General features: G+C 66.5%; 20 protein-coding genes. 10 read left to right on the forward strand and 10 right to left on the reverse strand.

Annotated elements, in window-relative coordinates; translation table 11 throughout:
* From DB708_RS22885 to DB708_RS22910, 6 genes are all read left to right on the forward strand, one after another.
* Positions 1 to 1,149: a thiolase family protein gene (locus DB708_RS22885; protein ID WP_108925766.1), complete on the forward strand. Its 1,149-nt coding sequence runs from the start codon at positions 1 to 3 to the stop codon at positions 1,147 to 1,149.
* A 114-nt stretch (positions 1,150 to 1,263) separates the two neighbouring features.
* Entirely contained in the window at positions 1,264 to 1,881 is a 618-nt protein-coding gene (locus tag DB708_RS22890; protein ID WP_108925767.1) for a TetR/AcrR family transcriptional regulator, read from the forward strand.
* A complete protein-coding gene (locus tag DB708_RS22895) occupies positions 1,878 to 2,393 on the forward strand; it encodes a hypothetical protein (protein WP_108925768.1) in 516 nt (171 codons plus the stop codon). The genes DB708_RS22890 and DB708_RS22895 overlap by 4 nt, the downstream gene beginning before the upstream one ends.
* Positions 2,394 to 2,537: 144 nt before the next feature.
* A complete protein-coding gene (locus tag DB708_RS22900) occupies positions 2,538 to 3,812 on the forward strand; it encodes a cytochrome P450 (protein WP_108925769.1) in 1,275 nt (424 codons plus the stop codon).
* Positions 3,809 to 3,997 carry a ferredoxin gene (locus tag DB708_RS22905; RefSeq protein ID WP_108925770.1) on the forward strand — a complete coding sequence of 63 codons (189 nt, stop codon included), beginning with the start codon at positions 3,809 to 3,811 and terminating at the stop codon, positions 3,995 to 3,997. The genes DB708_RS22900 and DB708_RS22905 overlap by 4 nt, the downstream gene beginning before the upstream one ends.
* 81 nt (positions 3,998 to 4,078) lie before the next feature.
* Positions 4,079 to 4,312, forward strand: a complete 234-nt coding sequence (locus DB708_RS22910; RefSeq protein WP_235616910.1) for a DUF1330 domain-containing protein — start codon at positions 4,079 to 4,081, stop codon at positions 4,310 to 4,312.
* A 3-nt stretch (positions 4,313 to 4,315) separates the two neighbouring features.
* Here DB708_RS22910 and DB708_RS22915 read toward each other — a convergent pair whose 3' ends face one another.
* From DB708_RS22915 to DB708_RS22945, 7 genes are all read right to left on the reverse strand, one after another.
* Positions 4,316 to 4,516: a ferredoxin gene (locus tag DB708_RS22915; protein WP_108925772.1), complete on the reverse strand. Its 201-nt coding sequence runs from the start codon at positions 4,514 to 4,516 to the stop codon at positions 4,316 to 4,318.
* A 10-nt stretch (positions 4,517 to 4,526) separates the two neighbouring features.
* Positions 4,527 to 5,732 (reverse strand): cytochrome P450, encoded by a 1,206-nt coding sequence (locus DB708_RS22920; RefSeq protein ID WP_108925773.1) that lies wholly within the window; start codon positions 5,730 to 5,732, stop codon positions 4,527 to 4,529.
* A gap of 120 nt (positions 5,733 to 5,852) precedes the next feature.
* On the reverse strand, positions 5,853 to 6,662 hold the full coding sequence (locus DB708_RS22925) for an NAD(P)-dependent oxidoreductase (protein ID WP_108925774.1): 810 nt from the start codon (positions 6,660 to 6,662) through the stop codon (positions 5,853 to 5,855).
* Positions 6,659 to 7,474, reverse strand: coding sequence for an NAD(P)-dependent oxidoreductase (locus DB708_RS22930; RefSeq protein ID WP_108925775.1), 816 nt, complete (start codon positions 7,472 to 7,474; stop codon positions 6,659 to 6,661). The genes DB708_RS22925 and DB708_RS22930 overlap by 4 nt, the downstream gene beginning before the upstream one ends.
* Entirely contained in the window at positions 7,471 to 8,412 is a 942-nt protein-coding gene (locus DB708_RS22935; protein ID WP_108925776.1) for an alpha/beta hydrolase, read from the reverse strand. Before DB708_RS22935 ends, DB708_RS22930 begins: the two co-directional genes overlap by 4 nt.
* A gap of 7 nt (positions 8,413 to 8,419) precedes the next feature.
* Positions 8,420 to 10,066: a thiolase C-terminal domain-containing protein gene (locus DB708_RS22940; protein WP_108925863.1), complete on the reverse strand. Its 1,647-nt coding sequence runs from the start codon at positions 10,064 to 10,066 to the stop codon at positions 8,420 to 8,422.
* Positions 10,067 to 10,189: 123 nt separating this feature from the next.
* Positions 10,190 to 10,534: a hypothetical protein gene (locus DB708_RS22945; RefSeq protein ID WP_108925777.1), complete on the reverse strand. Its 345-nt coding sequence runs from the start codon at positions 10,532 to 10,534 to the stop codon at positions 10,190 to 10,192.
* A 133-nt stretch (positions 10,535 to 10,667) separates the two neighbouring features.
* Between DB708_RS22945 and DB708_RS22950 the strand changes: the two genes are divergently transcribed.
* From DB708_RS22950 to DB708_RS22960, 3 genes are read left to right on the forward strand one after another with little or no spacing between them, the layout of a single operon-like run.
* On the forward strand, positions 10,668 to 11,591 hold the full coding sequence (locus tag DB708_RS22950; protein ID WP_108925864.1) for an NAD-dependent epimerase/dehydratase family protein: 924 nt from the start codon (positions 10,668 to 10,670) through the stop codon (positions 11,589 to 11,591).
* Between the two features lie 11 nt (positions 11,592 to 11,602).
* Positions 11,603 to 12,346: a hypothetical protein gene (locus DB708_RS22955; RefSeq protein WP_108925778.1), complete on the forward strand. Its 744-nt coding sequence runs from the start codon at positions 11,603 to 11,605 to the stop codon at positions 12,344 to 12,346.
* Positions 12,347 to 12,358: 12 nt separating this feature from the next.
* A complete protein-coding gene (locus tag DB708_RS22960; RefSeq protein WP_108925779.1) occupies positions 12,359 to 13,315 on the forward strand; it encodes an LLM class F420-dependent oxidoreductase in 957 nt (318 codons plus the stop codon).
* On the opposite strand, the gene DB708_RS22965 is transcribed toward DB708_RS22960, so the two are convergent.
* The 3 genes from DB708_RS22965 to DB708_RS22975 are packed head-to-tail and all read right to left on the reverse strand — an operon-like array spanning position 13,316 to position 16,126.
* Positions 13,316 to 14,491, reverse strand: a complete 1,176-nt coding sequence (locus DB708_RS22965; RefSeq protein WP_108925780.1) for an acyl-CoA dehydrogenase family protein — start codon at positions 14,489 to 14,491, stop codon at positions 13,316 to 13,318.
* A gap of 28 nt (positions 14,492 to 14,519) precedes the next feature.
* On the reverse strand, positions 14,520 to 14,816 hold the full coding sequence (locus DB708_RS22970) for a ferredoxin (protein ID WP_108925781.1): 297 nt from the start codon (positions 14,814 to 14,816) through the stop codon (positions 14,520 to 14,522).
* Positions 14,813 to 16,126 (reverse strand): NADH-ubiquinone oxidoreductase-F iron-sulfur binding region domain-containing protein, encoded by a 1,314-nt coding sequence (locus tag DB708_RS22975; protein WP_108925782.1) that lies wholly within the window; start codon positions 16,124 to 16,126, stop codon positions 14,813 to 14,815. Before DB708_RS22975 ends, DB708_RS22970 begins: the two co-directional genes overlap by 4 nt.
* A 36-nt stretch (positions 16,127 to 16,162) precedes the next feature.
* Here DB708_RS22975 and DB708_RS22980 point away from each other — a divergent pair, with 36 nt between their 5' ends.
* Entirely contained in the window at positions 16,163 to 16,636 is a 474-nt protein-coding gene (locus tag DB708_RS22980; protein WP_108925783.1) for a hypothetical protein, read from the forward strand.
* Positions 16,637 to 16,641: the final 5 nt, after the last annotated feature.

Here is a 16,641-nt window from a genome sequence, read left to right on the forward strand (position 1 = left end):
ATGCGGGAGACGGTCATCGTCGAGGCGGTGCGTACGCCGGTCGGAAAACGCAATGGCGGGCTGTCGGGCATGCACGCCGCGGACCTGTCCGCGATCGTGCTCAACGAGGTGCTGGAACGCGCCGGTGTGGGGCCCGAGATCGTCGACGACGTGATCTGGGGCTGCGTGTCGCAGGTCGGCGATCAGTCGAGCAACATCGGGCGTTACGCGGTGCTGGCCGCCGGCTGGCCCGAGAGCATTCCCGGGACCACGGTCAACCGGGCCTGCGGTTCCAGCCAGCAGGCCCTCGACTTCGCGGTGCAGGCGGTGATGTCGGGGCAGCAAGACGTCGTGGTCGCCGGCGGCGTCGAGGTGATGAGCCGCGTTCCGCTCGGTTCCGCCCGGGCGAGCGGCATGCCCTACGGGCCGAAGGTGCTGGCCCGCTACGACGACTTCTCCTTCAACCAGGGCCTGTCGGCGGAGATGATCGCCAAGAAGTGGGGCTTATCCCGCAGCCAGCTTGACGAATTCTCCGTCCAATCCCACGAACGGGCCGCCGCGGCCCAGGACAGTGGCGCCTTCACCGACCAGATGATCCCCGTCTTCACCGACGACGAAGCCGTCGTCACCGCCGACGAGGGCGTGCGGCGGGGGAGCCCGGTGGAGAAGCTGGGCGCGCTCAAGCCCGCGTTCGCCGAAGACGGCGTCATCCACGCGGGCAACTCCTCGCAGATCTCCGACGGCGCGGCAGCGCTGCTGGTGACGACCTCGGAAATGGCGATCGAGCTGGGGCTGACCCCGATCGTGCGGTACCGGGCCGGCGCGGTCACCGGGGCGGATCCGGTGCTGATGCTGACCGGCCCCATTCCGGCGACCGAAAAGGTGCTGCGCAAGGCGGGCGTCTCGCTCGCCGAAGTGGGCGCCTTCGAGGTGAACGAGGCCTTTGCACCGGTTCCGATGGCATGGATTGCCGAGACTGGTGCGGACCCGGGCTTGGTCAATCCGCTGGGCGGCGCGATCGCGCTGGGGCACCCGCTCGGCGCCTCCGGTGCGGTGCTGATGACGCGACTGGCCCACCACATGCGCGATAACGGCATTCGCTACGGGCTGCAGACGATGTGCGAAGGCGGTGGCACCGCCAACGCCACCCTGGTCGAATTGGTCGCGTAACACCGGGCGAAGAGCTTTTTAAGAGTCCGCCTGAGACCCTTGTCACAGCGCGCAAACCTACCTACTGTGTATTCACTAGGTTGGTTTAGCCCGCCAATCGGTCAAAGGAGTCCGGTGCCCGACGCACGGCGTTATGACACGCTTCTCGCCAAAGGTGAGGACCGCAAGCAGCGGATCCTCGCGGTCGCGCAACGGCTCCTCACGCGCAACGGCTGGCGCAACACCACACTGGCTCAGATCGCCGGCGAGGCCGGCGTCACCCCCGCGGGGCTGCTGCACCACTTCGAGTCCAAGGAACAGCTGCTGCACGCGGTCCTGGACGCCCGCGATCAAGACGACGATTCCCATGCCGACCGTGCCGGCGACCTGATGGCCCAGATCTCTGCGGTCGCCGATCGGTTCCACCGGGCGCCCGAATTGGTCGGCACGTTCACGGTGCTGCTCGTCGAGAACATCCTTCCCGACGCCCCGCTGCACGACCGCATGCTCGACCGGCACCGGCAAGCGGTCGACATCGTCGCCAAGCTCATCCGCAACGGTCAGGCCGATGGCCGCTATCGCTCGGACATAGACCCCACCATCAAGGCAGTGGAGATACTCGCCTTCGTCCACGGAATGGAAACCACATGGTTGCTCGATCCTTCGATACCGCTGACCGAGGTGTTCAAGCAGTACGCCGAGACGCTGGCGCGGGACTTCACGCCGCCCCACAAGCCGCTGAGCACGACATGAGGTACCGACTCGACGTCGTCGCCTCCAGCGTGGTCGACGTGGTGCGGTTCGCCGGAGGGTGGCTGTTCGACCGGTCGATGGCCGGCTGGGACGTCACCGTCCTGCTCACCGACCTGGCCGACCACCCGGATGTCCGACCACTGCAGATCATTGGAGCCCGCACCCTCGACCTCGAAGACGCCATCGTGTCGGTCAAGGATCGTCCCCGTCCGCAGGCCCTGGCGGCCGCGGCGGATCTGGTGGGCTGCGACTCGCGGGTGCGCCAGGGCGTCTTGCAGGCCCTCGACGCGGGCGTCACCGAGGTGACGCTGTGGGGGAACACCTGGCCCGCGGAGCTAGACGGCAGCGTCGGCCTGGTCCAGCACCGGCTGAGCATGGCCGCGCAGATGTTCAAGGGCAAGGCGCTGGCCGCCGCGGCCATCCCGGAGTACTCGATCGGTCAGACCGAAAACTTCCGAAGCGGCCTGTTGGCATGCCCGTCGGTGGCCGCCGATCTGGTCCCGGCCAGCTAAATCGCGCGGCCTGCGGCCGACACGTCACCACCCAGCCCCATACCGAACGGCTGCACCCGTCGTTGACGACGATCACGCCGTGTGGAAATCTAATACTCATCTCTGAGAGGATCATTCTCACTGCTGAGATTCGAACGGAGCAAGATGACGAACGACTTCTCCAAGATGGACTTTTTCCGCGGCAAAGAGCTCATCGCGGACCCGTATCCCTACTACGAGTCGCTGCGGGAGCAGTGCCCGGTGGCCCGGGAAGACCATCACGGGGTCACCATGGTCACCGGCTGGGAAGAGGCCTGCGCGGTCTTGAACGACGCTGAGACCTGGTCGTCCTGCATCTCGGTGACCGGCCCGTTTCCCGGCTTCCCGGTGCCACTCGTTGGTGACGACATCACCGACCTGATCGAAGAGCATCGCGACGAGCTGCCGTTCAGCGACCAGCTGCCCACGCTTGACCCGCCGACCCACACCAACCACCGCTCGCTGCTGATGCGGCTGATCACCCCCAAGCGCCTCAAGGAGAACGAGGACGCGATGTGGGCGCTCGCCGACCAGGCGCTCGACGACTTCCTGGCGCCCGGGCACGGCGAATGGATCAAGGGCTTCTCCGGCCCGTTCACCCTGCTGGTCATCGCCGACCTGCTGGGCGTGCCCATGGAAGATCGCGACAAGTTCGTCAAGGGCATTGCCGAGCATGCGGGCGGCGGCATCGGCGGCACCGGTAAGGAGTCGCTGTCACACAGTCCGCTGGAATTCCTGTACGGCCTGTTCTCCGACTATGTCGCCGACCGTCGCGCCCGGCCCCGCGACGACGTGCTCACCGGCCTGGCGACCGCTACCTTCCCCGACGGCTCCACACCGGACGTCGCAGACGTCGCCCGCGTCGCGGCCAACGTCTTCTCGGCGGGCCAGGAGACCACCGTGCGGCTGCTCGGCGCCGCGTTGCAAACGCTCGGCGAGCGCCCCGATATTCAGGCGCAGTTACGCAAGGACCGCAGCCTGCTCCCGAACTTCATCGAAGAGTCGCTTCGCCACGAGAGCCCGGTCAAGGGGGACTTCCGGATGAACCGTAAGCCGGTCAGCGTCGGGGGCGTCGACCTGCCGGCCGGCACCACCGTGATGATCGTGCAGGCGGCGGCCAACCGTGATCCACGCCGGTTCGACGACCCCACCACCTTCGACCCGGAACGCAAAAACGCCCGTCAGCACATCTCGTTCGGCCGCGGTATCCACAGCTGCCCCGGCGCGCCGCTGGCGCGCGCCGAAACCCGGGTGGCCATCGAGCGGCTGCTGGACCGCACGACCGACATCCGGATCAACGAAGATGTGCATGGCCCGGCGAATGATCGTCGTTACCAATATGTTCCGACGTACATACTGCGAGGCCTGACCGAATTGCACTTGGAGTTCACGCTGGCATGAAGGTCTGGGTAGACGACCAGCGGTGTCGCGGTCACGGCATGTGTCTCACGCTGTGCTCCGACGTGTTCAGCTTGACCGACGACGGTTACGCCGAAGCGATAGATACCGATGTCCCAACGGAATTGGAAGCCGCCACGCAGGAGGCCATCGAGTGCTGTCCTGAGCAGGCCATCAGCGAGCTGTAACGAAATACACAGGCGAGGAGGGAGATTCGAGTGCCAAAAGGTTATGTGATCCTGACCGAAGCGATCAAAGATCCGGAGGGCATGAAGGCTTACGGCAAGGCCGCCGGTTCGGCGATGAGCGGTGCCACCATCCTCGCTGTGGACACCGAGCCCAAAGTCATCGAGGGCGACTGGCACGGCGACCAGACCGTGGTGCTGGAATTCGAGTCCGTCGACGCCGCGCGCGCGTGGTACGAATCCGAGGGCTACCAGAAGGCGGCGAAATTGCGCCAAGCAGCCGCGGACTGCAACGCGGTCATCCTCTCGGGGTTCTGACCGCTAATCTCCAACGATCGCGATTGCCTGCCTTGGGCATTGACGGACGGCCTCGCGCACGTCCGCCTCGTTCTCCGGGGTGACTTCTTCGGTGTGGACAGTCAGCATGTCGTCGTCGCCGAGCTCGAAGATCTCCGGATTGATGCCCATGCAGACGCCGTTGCTCTCGCAGAGTCCCCAATCGACTTCGATTTTCCTCGTCATCGCGGCCCCCTTATCGAAGCACTTTGACGGGCACGCTCTTCCAGCCCGCGACGTTTTGCATGTTCACCCGTTTGCACCCCGACCAGTCCACCTCGTAGCGCGGCATGAAGTCGACCAATCGCTCCAGCGCGATCCTGCTTTCCAGCCGGGCCAGCGCCGCGCCTAGGCAGCTGTGAATTCCGTACCCGAGGCCGAGGTGCTGCGCCTCGGTCTGGTCGCGCTCGATGTCGAAGGTGTCCGCGTCGGTAAAAGCTTCCGGGTCGCGGTTGGCCGCGGCGCCGCAGAGGAACACCGGCTTGAACGGCGGAATCACACCGCCGCTGACGTGTGCTTCCTTGACGGTGTAGCGGACGTTGTATTGCACTGGTCCCTCGTAGCGCAGTAGCTCTTCCACCGCGCCGGGAATCTTGTCGCGGTCGTCCTGCAGCTTCTGCCATTGGTCGGGGTGACGCGCGAAGATGACGGCCGCGTTGCCGAGCAGCTTGGTGACGGTCTCGGCGCCCGCCCCGCCCAAAAGGGTCGCGAAGCCGGTGATTTCGATGTCGTCGAGTTGGCGGGTCTGACCGTCCTCACCGGGGATCTCGGCCGCGATCAGCCTGCTGATCATGTCGTCCTGCGGGTCCGCGCGCCGCTCCTGGATCAGGCCGAAGTAGTACATCGCCGTGTCGATGTTGGCCTGCATGCCGGCTTCCCTGACCTCGATCTGTCCGGGCTCGTGATGCAGGCTGGTGTCGATCCAGTGGCGCACCTGCTGGCGGTATTCCTCTGGCACCCCGGCCATCCGGGTGATGACCTCCACTGGGAACGGTCCGGAGAAGTCCTGCACCACATCGAAGTGGTCGGGGTCCAGGGCGCCCAGGTACTTGTCGATCACCTCGTGGATCGTTTCCAGCTGCGATTGAATGGCCCGCGGCGTGAACGCCTTGTTGAGCAGGCTGCGCATATGGCGGTGTTCCGGCGGGTCCATGAAGATGATCGACTTCTGCTCGGGGGAGATGCCCCTGCGCACCATCGCCAGGTCGCAGCCGCGCGCCGAGGAATACGTCTCGAAGTCTTTGAATGCCGCCGCCACGTCTTCATGGCGGGTCAGCGCGTAGAAGTCTTCCTTCTCGTCGTAGTACAGCGGCGCGTCCTCGCGCATCCGCCGATATATGTCGAACGGGTTGTTGTAGTAGTCCTCGGAGTACGGGTCGAAGATGAGCTTCGGCTTGGTCACTGACTTGCTCCTCAGCGGCGAGGGTTGGGGCGGGCTGGAACCGTTACGATTGAATGCCTGACTGTAACGCTAACGGTAGCGGTTTCAAGGCGAACCGGAAAGAACCGAAGTGGCGTCATGTCAGACCTTTCCGCTGACATCGAGGACTCCGATGATGTCGTCCAGGGCGCCGAGGCTGATGCCGAGCTCTTCGGCGATGCTGCGGACGACCGCGACGTCCTTGCCGACGAATTCCCCGGCCACCTCGACGAACCCCGCGAGGGAACCGTGTGCCGCCACAATGTCGCGGACCCGGCTGGTGGCGCTGCCGTGCGCCAATGCGCCCAGCAGCGTGGATTCCGGGACGCCCAGACGCTCGCCCAGCCGGATCGATTCCGCGAGCAGCCCGATGTGTCCGGCGAACAGCGCGTTGTTGACAAGTTTCACCGTCTGACCGGCGCCGCGCGGCCCGACATGCAGCACCGGATCGCCGTAGCAGGCCAATAGCGGTTGCAGCCGGGCCACAATGTCGTCCGCGCCGCCTACGAACACGGTGAGTTCGCCCGCCGCGATGTTGTGCGGGCCGCCGCTGACCGGCGCATCGACGACATCGACAGCACCGGACCGGGCGGCGATGGCCTCGATCGTTTTCGGGCTGCTCGTGGTGTGCACGACCAGCGTCGAGCCGGACGGCATGGTGGACAGCAGGACACTGTCCAGGCAGACTTCGCGCACCTGTTCGTCGGTGAACACGCAGACCACTACCGCGTCGGCCTGCGCGGCGGCGTCAGCCACCTCGTTAACCACGGTTGCGCCCAGCTGCTCGAGATCGCGGCGCTTGGTGTGATCGTCGGGATCGCGAACCAGCACCCGGACGTCGTGGCCGGCGGCCGCGAGACGCGCGACCATCGGGCGGCCCATCCGCCCGGCGCCGACGAACCCGACTCTCACCTCGGGTGATCCATCATTGCCAGCGCGGCGTCGGCGGCATCGAGGACGGCGCCGCCGCGGGCGGCGGCCGCCTCGGCGAGGTCGACGATCAGCCGGACGTCCTTCTGCAGCAGTGTGCCCGCCAGGCCGGCCAGCCGATCCAGGCCGCCGGACCCGCCAATAGCACTGAGCGCAAAGCTGTTTCCGCTACCGCGTGAGACGACCTCGACGAGGCGCTCCGGCGCGACGCCGAGGGACTGCGCCAGCGTAAGGGCGGTTGCCGCGGTTCCGAGGTTGGCGGTGAACAGCAGGTTGTTGAGCAGTTTGGTGGTTTGTCCGGTGCCCAATTCGCCGAGGTGAACCACGGGATCGCCGTAGGTTTCGAAGACGGGACGGCAGCGCTCGACGGTCTCGGTGTCACCACCGACCATCACCATCAGATGACCCTCAGCGGCCGCTGGACCGCCGCCGCTGACCGGGGCGTCGATAACCGAAACGCCTTTGCTACTAGCACTTTCCGCCAGCGCTTTGCAGGTGTCGGGGTGCACCGTGCTGTGCACCGCGATCACGCTGTCCGGCTTGAGGCCGGCGAGCAGCCCGTGCTCCCCGTTCGCGATCTCCTCGATATCGGCCTCGCCGACCACGCAGAGGCAGACCAGATCGCTGGCCGCCGCGAGTTCGGCTGGTGACGAAGCGATTTCGGCCGGGGTGTCGGCGAATGGCTGCACCGCTGCGGGCCGGCGCGCCCACAGCGTGGTTCCGAAGCCGCCCTCGATGATTCGCCGGGCCATGGGTGCGCCCTGACTGCCCAGGCCGATGAATCCGACTCTCATCCGGCAGCCTCTTCGTCAGCCTGTGCCGAGCGTGAAGTTGGTTTCACGTTGGAGTGCGAGGGTGAAGTTGGTTTCACGCTCGGCGCAGCGGCGACGCATTCGTCGACGAATGAGAGGACCTGCGCGTGATACTCCGCGGCGGTGTGGCCGAGGCTGATGTTGTGCCCGGCGTCCGGCTGCCGGTGCACGACGAACCTCGGGGCCCCAGAGAACAGGGTCTTGATCTCGGTCACCGCGGCATCGTCGGCCTGCCAAACCTTTTCGTGCTCGGCGATGCTGAAGTGCACCGGGACGCGTACGCCGGGCGCGAGTTCGGGGAAGGTTTTGCGGGCCCAGTCCGACACCATCTGGTCCTCGTAGGAGGGAGCTGACGGGGAAACCGTCGCGCCGCCAAGGACTTCGGGCGGGTACAGCTCCTCCGGGCTCCACAGCAGGCCGCGCATACCCGGCGGGCGGCTTTCGCGGGTCGCCGTTTTGAGTATTTCCTTGGCCGCGGGGTGATAGTGGCGCCCGGTGCCGGCCAGTTCGATGCCGAGCAGGTCGGCACCGCGCTCGTCGGCGGCCATCCGCATCGTCAGTTCGCAGCCGCCGGAATGGCCCCACACGAATATGCCCGCGCCGCGCGGCCTTTCGCCGAGGATGCGGTCGATCGCCCCGTACGCGAGGTTGACGCGCTGCTCGCCGGAGACCATCGCCTCGGGATAGGGCGCCGAGCTGCCGTAGCCGGGTCGATCCAGGGCCACCACGGTGAATCCGGCCGCCGCGCCGGTCCGCGTCATGGAGTACGACGGGTGACCCGGGCAGTCGAAATACATTGCGGTGGTGCCGCCCCCGTGAATCGCGACAATCACGGCCTTCGGAGCCTCGGCTTCGGCGACCAACGCCGACATCGGTACCCCGTCGACGATCACGAGCCGGGGACGGGGAGCGGCACTCATGCTCGCCTCATTCCGGGGCCCGCAGCAACAGGACGCCGCTGGGCGTGAGGCCGCCGCTGCTGACCACGCCGACCCGAGCGCCGGTGACCTGGCGGTCGCCCGCCTCGCCGCGCAGCTGGGTGATGGCCTCGTGCAGCAGGCCCATGCCGTGGGTGCGGCCGTGGGAGAGCTGGCCGCCGTGGGTGTTGAGCGGCAACTGACCGTCGCGCGCAATGTTCTTGCCGCCGTCCAGGAATTCCTTGGCCTCACCGACTCCGCAGAAGCCCAGCGCCTCGATCCAGGACAGGCAGTTGAAGGAAAACCCGTCGTACAACTCGGCGACGTCGACGTCGGTGGGCCGCAGCGCGGTGCGGGTCCACACGTGCGCGGCCTGGCCCAGCACCTGCGGCTCGTGGGTCAATGTGCTCTGGTCCCAGTCGAGCCGCTCCACGATCTGCGTGCCGACCGCCTCCACCAGCACCGGCGGCTTGGCAAGGTCGCGCGCGGCGTCGGCGGCGGAGACGATCACGGCTATCGCGCCGTCGCAGGGCACGTCGCAGTCGTACAGACCGAACGGCGTGGTAATGGGCCGCGCGTTCAGGTAGTCGTCCATCGTCATCGGCGTCCGGTAAATGGCCGTCGGGTTGAGTTCGGCGTTGGCGCGCTGGTTCAACGCGATCCAGCCCAGAGTCTCTTTGGTGGTGCCGTAGCGCTGAAAGTGGCGCTGTGCGTTCATCGCCAGGGTGTGTGCCGCCGAGGTGGCGCCAAATGGCATCTGCCAGCCCGACATCCGGCCCATCGACGGAATGATCTTGCCCTGCTTCATCAGCTCGCCGTTGGTGGCTTCCCACAGTGTCCGGAAGCAGAGCACGTGGCGGGCCAGCCCGCAGGCGACCGCGAGCATTACCGAGCCGCCCGGGCCGAACGTCTCCATGGCGCCGTTGTGCCAGGTCGGCCGAATACCGAGCGCGCCCTCGAGAGCGGTGGTGCCGCCCTCCCCGAATCCGCCGACATTGATCGCGCCGGGGTAGGTGGACAGGCCGTCGATGTCGGCGTACGTCAGGCCGGCGTCGGCGATCGCGGCTTCGCAGGCCTGCACCGTCAGGGCCAGCGGCAGTGCCATCAGCCGCCGACCGATCGGTGACATGCCGATCCCGGTCAGCGCCACCTTGTCTTCGAACTTCTCCGCAGTGAGCATCGGCCGGATGTGTTCGCCGAAGCGCTCCGGCGCGATCTCGTCGATCGGCAGCTCACCGGGCTCGGCGTCCGGTACCGGCCGGAACAGCGGAAACCACACGTCCTCGACCTGTTCGAAGACGACTTCGACCTGTTGGCCGAGTTCGAGCCCGTCGGGATCGCACTCCACGATGTTGGTGGTCAATCGCACGCGGGGGTCTTCTGCGATCGCCACCTGAGCGATCACGTAAGGCGCCACCAGCCCGGGCAAACTGAACCGCTCGTTGATGGTGAATCCGGCGAGTGTCGCCTTGCCGGAGAGCGCGCGCACCCCGATATCCCGCGAGCGGCAATAGCGGCACACCGGCGCCGGCGGATGGATCAGGGATTCGCAGGATTTACATTCCTGCAGCCGTAGCTTGCCGTCGGCGCCCGAGGCCCAGAAAAACCCGTTTTCCGGCGTGACCTGGGGCAATGGGCGGCCCGGTGCTGCTGACACGTCACCTCCGGGGTCGCACGGCCGGCCCGGTAGGGCCATTATGCAAATTGGAGAATTACGTTATCACCTAGGCAGGCGCGATCCAGACGGCGTTGGCAGGGGCCGGGCGACGACCGCCAGCCGTCAGTACGGCACCCAGACGCCGTTGAAAAAGGCACCCCATTGGTGAAACCCGACATGCCACATCGGGGCGTTCGGTGACCACGATGGCCGTAGCGGTGGGGGCGGGACGTCCTGCCCGGCGAACGACGGCGCATAGGCAGGCGGGGCCACGTACCACGCCGGCGCCGTCGGTGGCGGTTTACACTCGCCGGTCGCCTCATTCCACGACATGTTGGTGGCCTGGCACTGCGCCCCGCCGATACCCGGCTTCGCGATCGCCACCCCCGGCGTCGCGATCATCTCGACCGCCATCGTCGCGAATACGACCGAGAAGGCGGCGGTCAGCCGACGAACTAAACACCTCATGGTGGGCCTCCCGTTGGCCATCCCGACCTGATCCGTTCCAGCTTATTTCGTTGACACCACCCGTGCCATGTCCGATTGGCCGGGCGTTATGCTCCCCAACAACATATCAAGTACTTCACATTGGGAGGTCTTGGTGCTCAACGCGGAAAAGATCCTGATCACCGGGGCGACGGGCAAGATCGCATTCCCCATCGCGCGAGCCCTCGCCGCAGCGGGAAACGAGGTCTGGGGCGCCGCTCGCCTGAAGGATCCCGCCGACCGGGAAAAGCTCGTCGGCGCCAGCATCTTGCCCATCGCGTTGGACATCAGCGCCGGCGACTTCTCCGATCTCCCTGACGATTTCAGCTACGTCTTCCACGCGGCCGTGGACCCCGGCGCGGGTGATTGGAATCGCTGCGTCGAAACGAACGCGCAGAAGTCCGGCGAATTGCTTCACCACTGCCGCGCCGCCAAGGGTTTCGTCTTCTGCTCCACCGGCTCGATCTACGCCTACCAGGGGAAACGGCCGCTGACCGAATCCGATCCGCCGGGAGTGCCGCTGCGGGCGAACTACAGCATGTCCAAGGTTGCGGCCGAGGCGGTGTGCACGTGGATCGCCAGGCAATATCGGATTCCGCTGACCATCATCCGGATCTGTTCGACGTACGGGCCCCAAGGCGGCGCCCCAGCCGATCGTCTCGATGCGATGCTGGCGGGCAAGCCAATTCGGCTGCATCCGGACAAGCCGAACAACTACAACCCGATCTACGAAGACGACTACGTCGATCTCGGCATCCGCGCCATGGAAGTCGCCGCGGTGCCGGCCGTCGTGGTGAACTGGGCCGGCAGCGAGACGGTCAGCGTCGAGGACTACTGCACCTTCATGGGTGAACTGGTCGGTGTCGAGCCGATCTTCGAATACACGGCCCAGGCACACACCCCGCTATGGCCGGATGTCACCCACATGCACGAGGTGCTCGGCCGCACGAAGGTGCCCTGGCGCGACGGCTTCCGGCGCATGGTCGCGGCCCGGCACCCGGAAATTAATCTGCCCCAGCATGATTCGACGAAGGCCTAAGGACGTACGCGATGCAGCTTCCCGGCACGCCATCCGACGAGGTCGAGGAGATCCTCGCCACCGGGCGTGGAGAGATCACCACGCTGTTCGTCTCGATGGCGACTCGTCATCCCGACGGAACAGACGCCGAGTACCTGCGCTGGCACACCCTTGACCACCGTCCCGAGCAACACCGGCTGGCCGCGGTGCGCGCCTCATTGCGGCTGGTGTCCACACCGGCCTGCCGCGCCGCGCGTGCGATCGGCGGCGGGCCGTTGGATGCGGTCGACCACGTGATGACCTACTTCTTCACCAGCCCGGGCGGACTCCGCGATTTCAACGAGCTGTCAACGGCGCTCGGAAATGCCGGGCGCAAACTTTCGTTGCTGCCACCGGTGGAGCGCGGCGTGTACGAGGTCCTGAATCGAGCGGCCGCGCCGCGCGTCAAGGTCGGATCCGATGTGCTTCCCTGGCTGCCGGTGCGAGGCGCGTTTGTCTTGGTCGAGCGAGGATCGGCGGCGGTCGACGCGCTGGTCGAAGTCGAGGGCGTCGCCGGTGTCTGGTCCGCATTGTCGCGCGAGGTCGACGCCACTCTGGCCAGTGCGCAAGGGGATCAGTCGATCACGTATTGCTTTCTCGATGCCGACCCGGTCGCCACCGCGGAACGGCTGCGACCGGTGCTGGCGTCGCGCTGGGCCGAGCCGGGCATCGAACCCTTGTTTGCCGCACCGTTTTTCGCGGTGGTGCCCTACGAGTGGGATCGGTATGTCCCGTAAGCGGTGGGTCGCATGCGCATCGGCCTGATGGTCGGCTCCGACAAGGAGCGTCCGCGTGCCGAGCGGCTGACCGGGCTGATCGCCGATGCCGCCGCGGCCGAAAGTGCCGGCATCACCTCGTTCTGGATGCCGCAGGTGCCCGGCTATCTCGATGCGATGACCGCCGTGACGCTGATCGGGCAGGCGACCGATCGCGTCGAGATCGGCACGGCGGTCGTTCCCATTCAAACCCGCCATCCGATGATCATGGCGCAGCAAGCTTTGACCACCCAGATCGCGTGCGGCGGGCGGTTCACGCTCGGGATCGGGCCGTCGCATCATTGGATCGTCAACGGTCAGCTCGGATTGGACTACCAGCACCCGGCGCGCTTGATGCGCGACCACCTCGAGGTGCTCGCCGCCGCAATGGCCGGACCGGGGACTGTCGACGTCGACAACGGCAGCTATGCGGTGCACTCGCCGGTGGATGTCACGGACGTCTATGAGGTTCCAATTCTGTTGTCCGCGTTGGGGCCGGCCATGCTGCAACTCGCCGGGGAGCACGCCGGCGGCACGGTGCTCTGGATGGCGGACGAGCGGGCGATCCGCGATCACGTCGTGCCTCGCATCATCGCCGCTGCTACCGGCGCCGGGCGGCCCCCGCCACGGATCGTCGCCGGTGTGCCCGTCGCCTTGTGCTCTGACAGCGAGACGGACGACGCTCGCGGGTACGCGAGCGAGGTGCTCGGGCACGCCGATTTCTCGCCGAACTATGTGCGCCTGCTGGAACACGGCGACGCGCGGGACGTCGGCGACACGATGGCGGCCGGCGACGAGTCGGCAATCCTCGCCCGGCTGCGCCGCTATCGCGACGCGGGTGTCACCGATCTAGCCGCGCGAATTGTGCCGTTGGGCAAGGACGCAACGCAGCGGACCGAATCGCGGCGCCGCACCCAGGAGTTTCTGTCGTCGCTGTGTCCCGCGTTGTGATCAGCGCGCCGGTAGGCCGAGCACTCGCTGAGCAATGATGTTGCGCTGAATCTCCGAGGTTCCGCCCGCGATCGTGCCCGCGTAACTGCTGATGTAGCGGCTGAACCAGCTGGCGGTGAAAAGACCTGGGGCGTGGGGGTTGTACCGCGCCGTGAGCGCCGTGTCGCGTAACCCATCGGCCCCCGCTGCGTCCAGCGCATGCCGCAGGGCGCTCTGTTCGGCCTCCGACCCCAAGACCTTCAGCACGGACAAGCCCGCCACGTCCACCTCTCCGCGGGCTGCTCGGCCCAGCGCCCGCGAGCCGAGCAGCCGAAGTGCGTAGTAGTCCATCGCGATGGTGGCGTAGTGGTCGGCATTCACCTCGTCGGCCGGCCGGTAGTCCTCGAGAAGCTGCCCGAGCCGGTTCGCGAAGGCCAGCCACATCAACGTGCGTTCGTGACCGAGCGAGCCGTTCGCGACCTGCCAGCCGCCGCCCCGCGGGCCGACAAGATTTTCCGCGGGTACCCGCACGTCGTTGAAGGAGACCTCGTTGAAGTCCAGATCGTCGCGGTCGTAGACCGAGGCGAAGGGGCGGCACACCACCCCGGGAGTATCCGCGGGAACCAGCAGTGCGCTGATTCCCTTGTGCCTGGGGGCGTTTGGGTCGGTGCGGACGAAAGTCAGGATGACGTCGGCGTCGTGAGCGCCGGAGGTCCAGACCTTCTGTCCGTTGACCACGAAGTGATCGCCGACCAACTCCGCCTTCGTCGAGAGGCCCGCCAAGTCGGAGCCCGCTCCCGGTTCGCTCATCCCCAGTGACGCGGTCATGTCGGCGCGCAGAATCGGCACCGCCCAGTTCCGCTTTTGCTCGTCGGTGCCGAAGGACAGCAGCGATGCCGCGATGATGCCGACGCCTTGGGGATTGAAGCAGTGATAGATCCGGCGACGCGACAGCTCCTCGCGGTGCACGAATTGCTGCAGAATATTGGCATTGCGGCCGCCGAATTCGGGCGGGTTTCCCGGCAGCAGCCAGCCGTGCTCGAACTGGAGCCGCTGCCAGCGGCGCGACCATTCGGGCACGTGCGATGTCGAAGAGGGCCGTTCCGCGGCCTGCGCCTGCGTCGGCAGGTGTTCGTCGAGAAAGCCGACGAACTCGGCACGGAAGGCCTCCACCTCGGTGTCAAAGGTGAGTTGCATGAACGCTACGAATCAGAGCCGGGAGAGCTCAACGGGTGAAGCCCCATTCGGCTTCGTTCTCTTCGGTTTTGAGATGTTCGGCAGGATCGTCCGCGTCGGTCAGCGGTGGCGCAGCCGCCCTCGAAATGCGCTCACCGATCTCGGTGATGGCGTGCACCGGGCAGTCCAACAGCGCGCGCATGACGTCGTCGTGATCCGCTTCGGCCACGGTGCCATCTCCGATCAGGGCCGCGTATCCCCAGTCGTCCAGCGAGAAATGTCCGGGCGCATGCTTGGCGCAGATGCCGAAGCCGTCGCAAATGGTGCGGTCCAGGCGGATTTTCATGCGTGCCTCACACCTTCCACCTCATACGGACGGTCGGCGCGGAAGGCGCCACCGCCGCAGTCCGGGCAGTTGCCGTCGAGATGCGCGGTGACTTCGGCCGGGAACTGATCGAGCATGCTGGCGGCCACATTGGTGGCGGCATCCAGCGTCGCGCAGGCGCCGCGCCCGCGCAGCAGCACCGACCAGCGGCGCAATCGGTCGACATCTTCTTTCGTCGCGGCACCGTCACGCAGGGCCCCGGCCGCGGCGGCCATTGCCGCCGTGCCGTTGAAGCACGATCCACATTGCCCGGCATTTTCACGGTCGAAGTAGGCCAGCACCGATGCCGCGACCGCGACCGGACAATCGTCGGTGATCACCGAGACCGCGCCGCAGCCCAGACCGCTGCCGAGGCGCCGCATGGTCTCGTGGTCCAGCGTGCTCTCCAGCACGGTGCGGTTGAGCAAGCCCGCAAAGTACCCGCCCATCAACGCGCCCCGCACCTGCTCAGGAGAAATACCGTGCAATGCAAGCAATTCGGTGAATGCCAGGCCGTGGGGGAGCTCGTAAAGAACCGGCGGTTTACCACCCCCGGTGATGGTGGCCAAAAAGGTGCCCGTCGACAGCGCCGTGCCTTGTGATCGGAACGCCGCCGAGCCGTTGCCCTGTAAGTAGGGCAGATTGGCCAGCGTCTCGACATTGCTCACCAACGTTGGTCGATCGTTGACGCCCGCTTCGAACGGGCGTGGCGGTTTGTCCGTCGGCTTGGCCGGGCCGCCGTTGATCACTCGAACCGCGGCGGTCTCCTCGCCGGCCACATATCCCGGCTGGACGGTCAGCACCTGCACCGCGAGGCCTTGGGTTTCGGAATCGAGCTCGCCGAGCGCGGTTTCGACGCTGTGCGCCGACTCCGGGTCGGACACATACACGTAGGCGCGGTCGGCGGCCACGATCGCCGCGGCCAGCCGCAATCCGTCCAGCACCAGGTGGGGACGGTTGCGCAGCAGCCAGCGGTCCTTGATCGAAGCCGGTTCTCCCTCTTCGCCATTCGCGATGACGACGGGGCCACCTGTGTCCGCTATCAGGCGCCCGTTGTCGCGCACCGTCCGCAACTTCACCGCAAGTGGGAAGGCCGCGCCGCCGCGGCCGACGAGGCCACTGGACTCGACCTCGCTCAGTAACGCACCGGTGTCGGCGAGCGGGCGATAGCCGCCGAGCCGCCGATAGGCCGCGAGGTCCTCACGGGCCTGGCCGGCTTGCTCAGTGAGCAGCCGCGGCGTGCACCCGGGAAGGGCGGCGGTGGTGATGGTGGTGGACTGGGTGGTGTTCAAAGCTGGCCTGCCATCGTCTTAGTTAGGCTTGCGCACATGCGAACTGCGGTGGTCCGTGTCAACGTCGACCCGGAAGGCGTGCTCACACCCGCGCAACTACGTGACGGCATGGCAGCGCTCCTCGAGCTCGCGGCGAAGGCCGAAGCCGACGTGGTCTGCAACGACCTCGCGTCCATGCCGGTCGGCCGTCGTGAAGTCGAGCTGCTGATCGCGGCCGAAGATGGCGATACGGCCAGAGAAGCCGCAATCGGATTGTGCACCAAAGTGTTCAGTGCTGTGCCTGTTCCTGGGGTGATCACGTTTGTCAGCAGGGGAACCGACGACGACGCGCACGGCGTGTTGTCCGCCTTCGGCCTCACCGGTGACATCGTGCGCACACCCGGCGACGACGGGTTCGACATCGTTCATGTGACGCTGCGGGAGTCCGACCTCGAACGCATTCCGGAAAGCCGAGTCCATACGGCGCTGGAAGCGTCGCTCAACTGTGAGGTCCACATTCGCACCGTGTAGTGCCA

Origin of the sequence: Mycobacterium montefiorense, assembly GCF_003112775.1 — a bacterium.
Lineage (GTDB): Bacteria > Actinomycetota > Actinomycetes > Mycobacteriales > Mycobacteriaceae > Mycobacterium > Mycobacterium montefiorense.

Coding starts and splice junctions, on each gene's coding strand:
- DB708_RS22965 (WP_108925780.1), bottom strand. CDS start 14,491: ATGCAACTCACCTTTGACACCGAGGTGGAGGCCTTCCGTGCCGAGTTC.
- DB708_RS22900 (WP_108925769.1), top strand. CDS start 2,538: ATGACGAACGACTTCTCCAAGATGGACTTTTTCCGCGGCAAAGAGCTC.
- DB708_RS22970 (WP_108925781.1), bottom strand. CDS start 14,816: ATGAAAATCCGCCTGGACCGCACCATTTGCGACGGCTTCGGCATCTGC.
- DB708_RS22930 (WP_108925775.1), bottom strand. CDS start 7,474: ATGAGAGTCGGATTCATCGGCCTGGGCAGTCAGGGCGCACCCATGGCC.
- DB708_RS22915 (WP_108925772.1), bottom strand. CDS start 4,516: ATGACGAGGAAAATCGAAGTCGATTGGGGACTCTGCGAGAGCAACGGC.
- DB708_RS22945 (WP_108925777.1), bottom strand. CDS start 10,534: ATGAGGTGTTTAGTTCGTCGGCTGACCGCCGCCTTCTCGGTCGTATTC.
- DB708_RS22910 (WP_235616910.1), top strand. CDS start 4,079: ATGAAGGCTTACGGCAAGGCCGCCGGTTCGGCGATGAGCGGTGCCACC.
- DB708_RS22980 (WP_108925783.1), top strand. CDS start 16,163: ATGCGAACTGCGGTGGTCCGTGTCAACGTCGACCCGGAAGGCGTGCTC.
- DB708_RS22905 (WP_108925770.1), top strand. CDS start 3,809: ATGAAGGTCTGGGTAGACGACCAGCGGTGTCGCGGTCACGGCATGTGT.
- DB708_RS22960 (WP_108925779.1), top strand. CDS start 12,359: ATGCGCATCGGCCTGATGGTCGGCTCCGACAAGGAGCGTCCGCGTGCC.
- DB708_RS22895 (WP_108925768.1), top strand. CDS start 1,878: ATGAGGTACCGACTCGACGTCGTCGCCTCCAGCGTGGTCGACGTGGTG.
- DB708_RS22935 (WP_108925776.1), bottom strand. CDS start 8,412: ATGAGTGCCGCTCCCCGTCCCCGGCTCGTGATCGTCGACGGGGTACCG.
- DB708_RS22955 (WP_108925778.1), top strand. CDS start 11,603: ATGCAGCTTCCCGGCACGCCATCCGACGAGGTCGAGGAGATCCTCGCC.
- DB708_RS22885 (WP_108925766.1), top strand. CDS start 1: ATGCGGGAGACGGTCATCGTCGAGGCGGTGCGTACGCCGGTCGGAAAA.